The organism is Alteromonas profundi (genome assembly GCF_010500865.1).
In the GTDB taxonomy this organism is placed as follows: Bacteria; Pseudomonadota; Gammaproteobacteria; order Enterobacterales; family Alteromonadaceae; genus Alteromonas; species Alteromonas profundi.
Genome location: NZ_JAAAWN010000010.1, coordinates 147,536 through 157,483 on the forward strand (window position 1 = coordinate 147,536; position 9,948 = coordinate 157,483).

Annotated in this window: 10 protein-coding genes; 7 read left to right on the top strand and 3 right to left on the bottom strand. The window is 43.8% G+C overall.

The window, feature by feature from the left end; all coding sequences use genetic code 11:
* Window positions 1-39: 39 nt before the first annotated feature.
* Window positions 40-720: a PspA/IM30 family protein gene (locus GTH32_RS09610; protein WP_163085120.1), complete on the bottom strand. Its 681-nt coding sequence runs from the start codon at window positions 718-720 to the stop codon at window positions 40-42.
* Window positions 721-743: 23 nt separating this feature from the next.
* Window positions 744-1,133 (bottom strand): DUF2170 family protein, encoded by a 390-nt coding sequence (locus GTH32_RS09615; RefSeq protein WP_163085121.1) that lies wholly within the window; start codon window positions 1,131-1,133, stop codon window positions 744-746.
* A 237-nt stretch (window positions 1,134-1,370) separates the two neighbouring features.
* Here GTH32_RS09615 and GTH32_RS09620 point away from each other — a divergent pair, with 237 nt between their 5' ends.
* From GTH32_RS09620 to secF, 6 genes are all read left to right on the top strand, one after another.
* On the top strand, window positions 1,371-1,583 hold the full coding sequence (locus tag GTH32_RS09620; RefSeq protein ID WP_246223210.1) for a DUF6471 domain-containing protein: 213 nt from the start codon (window positions 1,371-1,373) through the stop codon (window positions 1,581-1,583).
* A gap of 315 nt (window positions 1,584-1,898) precedes the next feature.
* Window positions 1,899-2,933: a tRNA preQ1(34) S-adenosylmethionine ribosyltransferase-isomerase QueA gene (gene queA / locus GTH32_RS09625; RefSeq protein ID WP_163085125.1), complete on the top strand. Its 1,035-nt coding sequence runs from the start codon at window positions 1,899-1,901 to the stop codon at window positions 2,931-2,933.
* A gap of 167 nt (window positions 2,934-3,100) precedes the next feature.
* Window positions 3,101-4,213: a tRNA guanosine(34) transglycosylase Tgt gene (gene tgt / locus GTH32_RS09630; RefSeq protein WP_163085127.1), complete on the top strand. Its 1,113-nt coding sequence runs from the start codon at window positions 3,101-3,103 to the stop codon at window positions 4,211-4,213.
* A 24-nt stretch (window positions 4,214-4,237) separates the two neighbouring features.
* Window positions 4,238-4,573 carry a preprotein translocase subunit YajC gene (yajC, locus tag GTH32_RS09635; RefSeq protein ID WP_163085129.1) on the top strand — a complete coding sequence of 112 codons (336 nt, stop codon included), beginning with the start codon at window positions 4,238-4,240 and terminating at the stop codon, window positions 4,571-4,573.
* A 54-nt stretch (window positions 4,574-4,627) separates the two neighbouring features.
* Complete coding sequence (gene secD / locus GTH32_RS09640) at window positions 4,628-6,472, top strand: protein translocase subunit SecD (RefSeq protein WP_163085131.1); 1,845 nt, start codon at window positions 4,628-4,630, stop codon at window positions 6,470-6,472.
* A 10-nt stretch (window positions 6,473-6,482) separates the two neighbouring features.
* Window positions 6,483-7,424, top strand: a complete 942-nt coding sequence (gene secF, locus GTH32_RS09645) for a protein translocase subunit SecF (RefSeq protein ID WP_163085133.1) — start codon at window positions 6,483-6,485, stop codon at window positions 7,422-7,424.
* Between the two features lie 64 nt (window positions 7,425-7,488).
* Here the strand turns inward: secF and GTH32_RS19725 are convergent, their stop codons facing one another.
* Entirely contained in the window at window positions 7,489-8,397 is a 909-nt protein-coding gene (locus GTH32_RS19725; RefSeq protein WP_163085135.1) for a LytTR family transcriptional regulator DNA-binding domain-containing protein, read from the bottom strand.
* Between the two features lie 107 nt (window positions 8,398-8,504).
* Between GTH32_RS19725 and GTH32_RS09655 the strand changes: the two genes are divergently transcribed.
* Complete coding sequence (locus GTH32_RS09655; RefSeq protein WP_163085137.1) at window positions 8,505-9,800, top strand: acyltransferase family protein; 1,296 nt, start codon at window positions 8,505-8,507, stop codon at window positions 9,798-9,800.
* The last annotated feature ends 148 nt before the right edge of the window (window positions 9,801-9,948 follow it).

Here is a 9,948-nt window from a genome sequence, read left to right on the forward strand (position 1 = left end):
ATGAAAACGGGAACCTCGAGGTTCCCGTTTTGCGTAGTATTATTTGCCAAGAATACGGGCAAGCTCATCATCAGCGGAGGTACTACCGCCCTTAATCCCCGCCTCAGCGAGACGTTTTTCTAGGTCACTGCTTGACTCATCGCTTGCGAGTTCTTCGGCAGCTTGCAGCTCAGCATTACGCATCTTTTGCTTTTCTTGAATGCGCGATAGCGACTCTGTAGCCGTTTTCATTTTGCTGTTTGCGCCCATATGACGTGATGACACCGCAACTTGTGCTTTTTGCACACTTTCCGTGGCCTTCACCATATCAACCTGCTGTTCAAGACGACGTAAATTCGCCTTTGCTTGTTGAATATTGTGAGCAAGTTGTTGTTCAGATTGTTTAAACTGGTCAAGATAAGTCTGTTCTTGTTCCCGTTCATCTTTTAGCTCTGACACCTTTTGTGCACAATCTAGCGCCAGCTGTCTATCGCTATCAATAGCTTTTCGTGCATGGGCCTCATATTCTTCAATAGACGCGTTGAAGCTATCAACTTTTTGCTGTGATAATTTACACTTAGCTAAAATTTGCGTACGCGCATGATCTGACTTGCGCAGTTCTTCTTTAGCTTCACGTATCTCTTGTTCGAGTATACGAATAGCCTGGCTATCGGCCACCGATTGTGCTGCCTCCGTTGCACCACCTTTAACTGCAGTTACTAATTTTTTCCACACTGACATTCGCTTCTCCTTAGAAGAAATTTTTACTTAAGGTGTGTTTCATACGCATCAAGGAACGATGCAACGTTTTGAAACAAGGTCTCTACTTCAATAACAATACTTTGCGCTTTTGACTGCGCACTTAGTGCGCCAAAGGCGGTGTAGTACTCTTCGTCACCTATGGTTGAGATGCCCACAGTTGTAAGAGGAAACACCATATGGCTAGATAATATTTCATGATCGAGCGCGGGTTTATCTTTAACTTCAGCGGCAGCAAACAAAAGACTTTCTACCAGTATCTGTTCACCACTTATTGCCAACCACGCATCTATGCCGTCTTGATTTGCAATCAATAAGCAATTCTCTTCACGTGTCACCACAAAGTCATCGTGATCTTTAAATAAGCTCTCGATGCTTCCTAGATCCCAACTCATACAGTTCTCCTATTAATATTGAAGCGATAATGTCGAACGCTACTGTACCCAGTATTTTTGCATTCGCCAATAATCTTGACTTGCAGTGTAGCCACTATCTGCCATAATCGTCAATAACGAATATGCTTTTTATGTGTAAAAAAGTGTGTTTTTGTAAATTATAAGTCACATTTGGGGTGTTTTTTGAGTGCTAAAAATGCATGGCGACAAACCGTAGCTCGCCTGGTTAAGTCTGAAATGTCGGTGCGGGGCGTTAAATATCAAGGGCTGAGTTTACGATTAGCCGATATTGGTGTTGAACAAAGTGCTGATAACTTAAGAAATAAAGTGAACAAAGGAATAATGGGGGCTGACTTACTTATGCAAATTTTATACGTGCTGAAAGCGCGCCCTGTCGATGCGGCATTAATTGAGGAAATCTTAACTGATTTCGACGACACAAAAGGGTAAAATGCGCCGCATAAAAAAATACCCAACATAGGTCGGGTATTAAGGATAAGAATGTTAAGGGAGAACATCATCATTATCTGGGGTAAAGCTTAACCATTTAAGGTTACGGCTTCCATCACTGTTTGTTGTGTCACCGTATTGCGGTTCATAGGTGAGTATTAGCCGCAATACTCGGTGTTCTATATGCTAGGTGAAGCCCATGATTATATGATGCGCTGTTTTGTCTTTCGTCTTAAATACACTGTCTTGCAAATTAAATACGAAATAATATTTCTATCTATTGTGTTAACTCGTATGTTGTCGAATAAGTAAAATATGAAACTATCTGATTTTAGCTTTACGCTGCCTGAACATCTCATCGCCAAATATCCCACAGAAAATAGAAGTGCTAGTCGGCTTTTACAGCTAAATGGTAAAACTGGTGAAACTAAACACAGTATGTTTACCGACATGCTTGATTTGGTAGATTCGGGCGACCTATTAGTGTTTAACAACACTCGTGTTATCCCTGCCAGATTGCTTGGTAAAAAGGAAACCGGTGGGCAGGTTGAAGTACTTATTGAGCGCATTACCGGTGAGCATACGGCTGTTGCCCACGTGCGCGCCAGTAAAGCCCCTAAACCCGGCACCAAACTCACTCTCGAAGATAAGGTAAATGTTACTGTAGAAGGGCGCGAGGGGGCTTTGTTCCTATTGCGTTTCGAGCACCAGGAAAATGTACTACTTATGCTTGAGAAATACGGTCATATGCCCTTGCCGCCATATATAGACCGCCCCGACGAGCAAACAGATAAAGAACGCTATCAAACCGTTTATAATGAAAAACCAGGTGCTGTGGCCGCCCCTACTGCAGGACTACATTTTGACGATGAAATATTAGCAGCGTTAAAAGCTAAAGGCGTAAATTTAGCGTTTGTGACGTTACATGTGGGGGCGGGTACGTTTCAACCCGTACGCGTAGACAATATCCATGAACATAAGATGCACGCAGAATATGCAGAAGTTCCGCAAGAGGTGGTAGACGCAGTGCTTGCTACTAAAGCCAAGGGTAAACGGGTTATTGCGGTGGGCACTACCTCGGTACGTTCGTTAGAGTCTGCGGCACAAGCCACCGAAGAGGCCATTATTGCGCCTTTTTATTCCGATACTGAGATATTTATTTACCCAGGATTTAATTTCAAAGTAATTGATGCCATGTTTACCAACTTTCACCTTCCTGAGTCCACACTTATGATGCTTATCAGCGCATTTGCAGGAAGAGAAAATGTGATGCAGGCTTATGCCGAAGCCATCGATAAATCTTATCGCTTCTTCAGCTATGGCGATAGCATGTACATCGAAAAGGCATAGTTAGTATCAGTGAAGCTAGACTAAGGCTTGTCGTACAACAGATATTATGGGCGATTCAAGGATAAAGATGCCGATTGGGCATGATCTCCACTCAATAACTGGTATAATCGCCGCCAATTTTACATTTTACCCAGCGCCTCGGGCGCCTATATTTGGGAACGCTTTACATGCAATTTGAGTTGTTAAAAACCGATGGTAAAGCCAGACGCGGGCGTTTGGTTTTTGATCGTGGTGTGGTAGAGACCCCGGCTTTTATGCCCGTGGGAACATACGGCACGGTAAAAGGGATGACACCTGAAGAGCTAAAAGACAGTGGTGCACACATTTGTCTTGGAAATACTTTTCACCTAATGCTTCGTCCTGGCACAGGGGTTATCCGCGAACACGGAGATCTGCACGATTTTATGCACTGGGATAAGCCTATTCTTACCGATTCAGGTGGTTTCCAGGTATTTAGTCTCGGTGATCTACGGAAAATTACCGAAGAAGGTGTAACCTTTCGCTCGCCAATTAATGGTGAAAAAATACTGCTGACGCCTGAGAAGTCTATGGAAGTTCAGCGCGATCTTGGTTCCGACATCGTTATGATATTCGATGAGTGTACGCCATTTCCCGCTACCGAGCAGGAAGCGCGTGTGTCTATGGAAATGTCGCTACGTTGGGCAAAACGTAGTAAAGAAGCACATGGCGATAACCCGGCGGCGCTATTTGGAATTATTCAAGGTGGAATGTACGAAGGCCTTCGCGATGTATCACTTGCTGGGCTTGAAGCAATCGGCTTTGATGGTTACGCCATTGGTGGTCTTTCGGTGGGTGAACCGAAAGAAGATATGATCCGCATAATCGAGCATACCGCACCTAAGATCCCACAAGATAAGCCGCGTTACCTAATGGGCGTAGGTAAACCTGAAGACTTGGTTGAATCGGTACGCAGAGGCATTGATATGTTCGATTGTGTTATGCCTACCCGAAATGCACGTAACGGACATTTATTTGTTACCGAAGGCATCGTTAAAATTCGCAATGCCAAACATCGCAACGATACTTCGCCGCTAGATGAACAATGTGACTGTTACACTTGTAAAAACTATTCTCGCTCCTATTTACATCACTTGGATAAGTGTAACGAAATTCTTGGCGCGCGGTTGAACACGATCCACAACCTTCGCTATTATCAGCGCGTTATGCAAGGGCTTCGTGATGCCATTGATGCAGATGCACTCGATGAATTCGTAAACACTTTCTATGAACAAAAAGGGTTGCCGGTTCCGGCACTATAACAACGAAAATTACTGGGGAAATTTATGAGCCTATTTATATCAAACGCGTACGCGCAATCGGCAGGTGGTCAGCAAGGCGGTAGCATGGAAATGCTTATCATGTTGGCCGTATTCGGTTTAATTTTTTACTTTCTATTATATCGTCCACAAGCAAAACGCGTAAAAGAGCACAAAAACTTAGTTTCGTCATTAAGCAAGGGTGATGAAGTGCTTACCCAAGGTGGTTTAGTAGGGCGTATTACTAAGGTATCAGAAGAGAAAGATTTCATCGAAATGGCTCTAAACGATGCAAATAACATTGTAGTACAAAAGTCGTCGGTAACAGCTGTGCTACCAAAAGGTACAATGAAGTCGCTGTAATTGACAAACGCCGGGGCCGGGACCTTCTCGGCTCAGGCACGAAAGGAATATCCAGTGCTAAATAAAAACTCTATATGGAAGGTGTTAAGTGCCATCATAGTGATCGGACTATGCGCCCTTTACGCACTTCCTAATATTTATGGTGAAGATCACGCGGTACAAATTTCCGCAGGCCGCGATGCGGTGGTCACCGAGTCGATGGTTGAACAAGTAAAGGCAACCTTGGCTGATAAAAACATTACGCCAAAACGAATTGAGTTCGAAGATGAACAAATTCTTGTGCGAGTCTCAGATTCAGATACTCAACTTGTGGCCCGAGAAGCGTTAGAAGCGGTATTAGGCGATGATTATTTTGTTGCAATGAACCTTGCGCCTGATACGCCAGAGTGGCTAGAAGGCTTAGGCGGGACACCAATGAAATTGGGCTTAGACTTACGCGGTGGCGTACACTTCTTAATGGAAGTGGACATGACCGAAGTTATTACTAAGTCGCTAGAAGATGCTGAGAGCAGTTTCCGTACTTCATTGCGAGAAGAAGGTATTCGTTACCGTGGCGTTAGCCAGAAAGAAAACCACATTGATATTACCTTCAGAGATGAAGAGACCCTTGATAAAGCGGAATTCTTTTTGCGCAATGCTAATCGCGACCTTACGTTTACGCAGGTTGATGACCTAATACTTCGCGCGGTGTTTTCAGAAGCAAAGCTGCAAGCCATACGCGAAAATGCAGTAAAGCAAAACATTACCATTATTCGTAATCGTGTAAACCAACTTGGTGTAGCAGAGCCTTTGGTTCAAAAGCAAGGTGCTGAGCGTATAGTGGTGCAGTTGCCGGGTATTCAAGATACCGCGAGAGCGAAAGAAATTCTGAATGCAACAGCGACGTTAGAATTTCGTATGGTGGATCAGAGAAACGATGTGCGCGACGCTATAAACGGCCGTGTGCCTCCAGGTTCGCAACTCATTGAAGACCAGCAGGGTATTCCTCAACTTCTCGAAAAACGCATTATGCTAACAGGCAGTCATATTATTGATGCCAATAGCGGTGTAGATGAATACGGTTTACCAAACGTCAATATTTCTCTTGATTCAGAAGGTGGCAATAAGATGTCACGTTCAACCCGCGGCAACATCGGAAAACCAATGGCTACGGTGTTTATCGAATATAAATCAAATGGCGAGCGTAATGCTGATGGCAAGCTAATTTTCGAAAAACACGAGCAGGTTATTTCAGTTGCGACCATTCGCGCGCAGCTCGGGAGTAAATTCCAGATTACCGGCTTAGACTCACCGAAAGAAGCTCGCGATTTAGCCTTGTTACTTCGTGCCGGCGCGCTAATTGCTCCTATCCAAATTGTTGAAGAGCGTACGGTTGGACCAAGTCTAGGTAAAGAAAACATCGAGCTAGGTATGCAGGCCATCGTATACGGTTTGGTTGCTGTATTGGTCTTTATGCTTATTTACTATAAAGCCTTTGGCGTTGTAGCGAATATCGCGCTTATTACGAACCTGGTGATGATTATTGGTATTATGTCAATGATACCAGGGGCAACCCTAACCTTACCGGGAATGGCAGGTATCGTATTAACGGTAGGTATGGCGGTTGACGCGAATGTGCTTATTTTCGAGCGTATTCGAGAGGAACTGCGGGATGGGCGAAGCCCACAACAAGCCATTCATCAAGGCTACGACAGCGCATTTTCAACTATCTTAGATGCAAACATTACTACCTTTATTGCTGGTCTTATTTTGTTTGCTGTAGGTACAGGTCCAATCAAAGGCTTCTCCATTACGCTGATGATTGGTATTGCAACCTCAATGTTTACTGCTATTTTGGTCACGCGCGTTATCGTTAACGCTACGTGGGGCGGTAAGCGCATTAAGAAGTTGGCGATTTAAGGAGCCCATTATGCAGTTATTAAAGTTATCCGAAACCGTCAATTTCATGCGCCTTCGCATTCCTGCGATGGTGCTATCAACAATACTTATTCTTGGCTCGTTTGTTTCTCTTGGCGTTAATAGCCTAAATTGGGGGCTCGATTTCACAGGCGGTACCCTCATTGAAGTGGGCTATGAAGACGCGGCGAACTTAGGTGATATTCGCGCTAAGCTAAACGAAGCCAATTTTGGTGATGCAATCGTGCAAAACTTCGGTAGCAGCCAAGACGTTCTTATACGCATTTCACCTCGTGACGGTGTAAAAGCCGCCACTATTGGTGAGCAGGTACTTGAAGCGCTGCGTAGCGATGGTACTACCGTTGATATGCGCCGTATTGAGTTTGTTGGCCCTAACGTAGGTGAAGAGTTAACAGAGCAGGGCGGTTTAGCGATGCTGGTGGCACTTATTTGCATACTGGTTTACGTAGCTATGCGCTTTGAATGGCGGTTTGCTTTGGGCTCTGTTTCAGCACTTACCCACGACGTTATTCTTACTCTTGGTTTATTCTCCATACTGCAAATAGAATTCGATTTAACGGTACTTGCCGCTGTGCTCGCGGTTATAGGCTACTCACTTAACGATACCATCGTTGTGTGTGACCGTATTCGTGAAAACTTCCGTAAAATTCGTAACGGTGAGCCGATTGATATTATCAATATCTCGCTTACGCAAACATTGAATAGAACGATTATCACCTCGGTAACCACCATATTGGTGCTTGTCGCCTTGTTTTATAAGGGCGGTGCGCTTATTCATGGTTTTGCCACAGCCTTGTTGTTTGGTGTGGTTGTAGGAACCTACTCTTCTATTTATATTGCAAGTTCAGTGGCGTTGGCGTTAGGTATCAGTAAAGAAGACTTGATGCCGCCACAGGTAGAAAAAGAAGGCGCTGATTTAGACCCTATGCCTTAGCGTTAAAGCTAAACAGCGAATAAAACGAAAAAGCTAGTTCTTGAACTAGCTTTTTTTATGGGCTTTATTTAGCCATCACGGGCGATAGCCGTGCTTTCAGTGCGTCTTTGTAACGCCTTGAAATAGGGATTTTAATGTCATTTCGTAGTACTACAGTGCCATCGCCACTGTCGGTAAAGGTTATATTATCGATAACGTTACTTTGTACTGCATAGGAGCGATGGGTGCGAATAAACCCTTTGGTGTAGGCTTGTTCGCAAAACTGTTTCATCGTGTAGCGCAGCGGGAATGTGGCGTCACAGGTATGTAAATTAACATAATTACCCGAGGCCTCTATCCAGTAAACATCACATAATCTAACCAGAAACTCTTTGTTTAGTTTCTTTACTAGTAAGTGGGCAGGGAGTTCTGTCGTGCTCTCACTTATCTTATTTAACTCACTCGCTTGATGCTCGTTAATAATCGCCGCTTCGCCAATCAGTCTTCGGTAACTAAATAAAAGAATATAGTAAAGAGATATGAGGGTGGCGTAGCCCCAAATATCCTTACGATACTCGTATAAAAATTCACGCCACAATGGGCCAAAATTATATTCTTTCGCAAAAAAGAGGTAGCTAATTTCTCTGAAAGTGACCATTAAGGCGACATGGGCGATTGAAAATACAGTGGCAAACAAAAGGTGCGCTAAAAGCCACGTTTTAGCCCCACATGAAGAAGCATCTAGCTTACGAATGAAAAAAACCAGGGGGATACACAATAAAGCGGTTGCCAGCGCACTTGAGTATTCCCAAAGGTAGGGCTCCCACATCTCGGTGGTGCTGTACGGGTCGCGGGTAATTTCTGTCCAATCTGAAGCGGCATTAATGGTGTTATTTAAAAATAAATAGAGCACTAATAAGAGAAAAGCTGCCCGAGGGTGGTAGTGCTCTGTATTGCGAAGAAATTGGCTAAATTTTTCGTCCCTGCTACCCACCGCTTACCCCTTAAACCCTATAAATTCGTCACTCTACGCTAGTGTAACTCGCACAAAGAACGTTAAATCAAATGGCATTTTTACCTCATTTAATAGGAGCTAGAACAATGTCGCAAGCATTAAATAAAGCAGGGAGCCTAGAGCATGGCAAAAGCAAAGCAATTAAAACGCGATACCATGCCCTTGATGCGCTACGGGTTATCGCCTTTGGCATTCTAATTTTGTATCACATTGGAATGTACTATGTGCTGGAGTGGGGTTGGCATATTAAAAGCGAGCAACCCCAAGCGTGGCTGCAAGACATTATGATATTGAGTAATCAATGGCGCATGTCTTTGCTGTTCTTAATTTCTTCAATGGTACTTACCGTACTACTAACCCGAATACGCGTTAATTTAATAAGCTACTTTAAACATGCATTCGTACTCGTTGGTCAACGAACACAGCGCCTGTTAATACCGCTGTTATTTGGAATGTTCGTGATAGTGGCGCCACAAGTTTATATAGAGTGGACGGTTAATGGGACAATAGACAGGAGTTTTTTCCAATTTTATTTAGAATACATTAACCCCAATACACAGTGGCTAAAGGAGCGACAGTCCGATATTGGTCTTTTAACTTGGAATCACCTTTGGTTTTTACCCTATTTATGGGTTTATTCTCTTATACTCATCGTGCTTTTTCCACTATTAGCACAGGTAGGTAAATTGCCTCTTAATTTTGCTGTTTTTAGTGTATTAACGTGTACAGCCATGTTGGTGGTTTGGCTAATGCTTAAAAGTCGCTACCCAACTACGCACGACCTGTTAAACGATTGGTATAGCCACGCTAAGTATATGCTGGTAATGCTGGTTGGAGCGGTGGTGATTTTACGTCCGACTCTTTGGCTAGCATTCGTGCGTTGGCGCTACATAAGCCTTGTGGTTGCGCTAACAATGTACTTACTGATCATCGCAGATAGACACGATGTATTCGGCCCCGTTGGTACTTGGATGGAGGAAAGTTGGTGGTTTCGCATTTTTGTCGGATACGTCGTGGTTGTCAATCATTGGGCATGGCTGGCCGCCGTCCTTGGGTTTGGTATACGCTATTTAAGTAAGCCCTATAGCTGGGTGAGGTATTTAAATGGCGGAATTCTCCCTTATTACATGATGCATCAAACGATAATCGTGGTTGCTGCATATTCATTGCACAGTATAGGGCTACCTATTGGGCTGCAATTTGTGGTTATTTTATCACTCACCCTTGCAGGGTGCGCAGTTACATACGAATTGGCAAAAACAAACGTGGTAAGTCGCGTGTTATTTGGCTTAAAAGTAAGAGCGCAGGTAAACAAAAGCAAGCCGTTTTTAGCCACGCAAGTACAAGCTAGCCCTTTATCAGGTACAAAAAAAGCGGTGTAATTACACCGCTTTTCATTTAAGTGACCCATCCTAAATAGCGTTGACACTTTTCAAACTTAATTTGGAGAGTGCAATGAAATCAAATAGCAAAAGAACTCAACGTGATTATTCACTCGCTTTTAAACTGGCAGTTGTAGACCAAGTTGAA

Bases quoted from the DNA above. Each gene is read 5' to 3' on its own strand.
- GTH32_RS09610 (WP_163085120.1), bottom strand. From the start codon at position 720: ATGTCAGTGTGGAAAAAATTAGTAACTGCAGTTAAAGGTGGTGCAACG.
- GTH32_RS09615 (WP_163085121.1), bottom strand. From the start codon at position 1,133: ATGAGTTGGGATCTAGGAAGCATCGAGAGCTTATTTAAAGATCACGAT.
- GTH32_RS09620 (WP_246223210.1), top strand. From the start codon at position 1,371: ATGTCGGTGCGGGGCGTTAAATATCAAGGGCTGAGTTTACGATTAGCC.
- queA (WP_163085125.1), top strand. From the start codon at position 1,899: ATGAAACTATCTGATTTTAGCTTTACGCTGCCTGAACATCTCATCGCC.
- tgt (WP_163085127.1), top strand. From the start codon at position 3,101: ATGCAATTTGAGTTGTTAAAAACCGATGGTAAAGCCAGACGCGGGCGT.
- yajC (WP_163085129.1), top strand. From the start codon at position 4,238: ATGAGCCTATTTATATCAAACGCGTACGCGCAATCGGCAGGTGGTCAG.
- secF (WP_163085133.1), top strand. From the start codon at position 6,483: ATGCAGTTATTAAAGTTATCCGAAACCGTCAATTTCATGCGCCTTCGC.
- GTH32_RS09655 (WP_163085137.1), top strand. From the start codon at position 8,505: ATGTCGCAAGCATTAAATAAAGCAGGGAGCCTAGAGCATGGCAAAAGC.